Below are 1,133 nucleotides of genomic sequence, written 5' to 3' on the forward strand. Positions count from 1 at the left end.
TGTAGTGACCATGGACGTTGGTGACGGCGACACGGTTCGATGAGCTTGAAATGGACGAGGACCTCCTGGCGAGGTGTGTGTCACCACAACATGCACATCTCGTCCGGGAGGTCCTCGTGGTCCACGCTAACGCCAAACTCGCGCCGGCCGGGCGGTTGGAGCTGGCCCGCTGTGTCGTGGAGGAAGGCTGGCCGCTGCGGCGGGCGGCCGAGCGGTTCCAGGTCTCTCACACCACCGCCAGACGCTGGGCCGACCGCTACCGGCGGTCGGGGGCGGCGGGGATGGCCGATCGTTCCAGCCGCCCGCACCACAGCCCGGCCCGCATGTGCCGGCGGATCGAGCGGCGGATCGTCAATCTGCGTGTCACCGCCCGGCTCGGACCGGCCCGCATCGCCTCCCGGCTGGGTCTGCACGCCTCGACCGTGCATCGCGTCCTGACCCGCTACCACTGCCCGCCCCTGGCACATCTGGACCGCGCCACCGGCCGCCCGATCCGCCGCACCGACAACCGAGCCGTCCGCCGCTACGAACACCCCGCACCCGGCGACCTGGTCCACATCGACATCAAAAAGCTCGGCAACATCCCCGACGGCGGCGGCCACCGCGTGCACGGCCGCGCCATCGGCGCCCGCAACAGCCAACGCACCGACACCGGCACCCGCCGCCCGGGCGGCAAACCCCGGCTGGGCCACGGCTACCTGCACACCGCCATCGACGACCACTCCCGCCTGGCCTACACCGAGATCCTGCCCGACGAGCGCAAGGAAACCGCCACCGCGTTCTGGCGGCGCGCACACCGCTTCTTCACCGACGCCGGGATCACCGTCCGCCGGGTCCTGACCGACAACGGCGCCTGCTACCGCTCACACCACTGGCGCGACCAACTCGCCGCAGACGCCATCGCACACAAACGCACCCGCCCCTACCGGCCCCAGACCAACGGCAAAGTCGAGCGCTACCACCGCACCCTCCTGAACGAATGGGCCTACGCCCGCCCCTACACCAGCGAATCCGAACGACGCACCGCACTCGCCCCCTGGCTACACCTCTACAACCATCACCGCGGACACACCGCACTGGCAGGACAACCACCCGCCAGCCGCGTCACCAACCTCTCAGGGCAGTACAGCTAG

Annotated in this window: 1 protein-coding gene; it reads left to right on the plus strand. The window is 70.1% G+C overall.

Going from position 1 to position 1,133, the window contains the following annotated elements:
- Positions 1 to 116 precede the first annotated feature (116 nt).
- The gene (locus ABT299_RS52775; protein ID WP_500255496.1) at positions 117 to 1,133 is read left to right on the plus strand and encodes an IS481 family transposase; all 1,017 of its coding nucleotides are present in this window, start codon (positions 117 to 119) and stop codon (positions 1,131 to 1,133) included.

Source organism: Spirillospora sp. NPDC000708 (assembly GCF_040299565.1).
Lineage (GTDB): Bacteria > Actinomycetota > Actinomycetes > Streptosporangiales > Streptosporangiaceae > Spirillospora.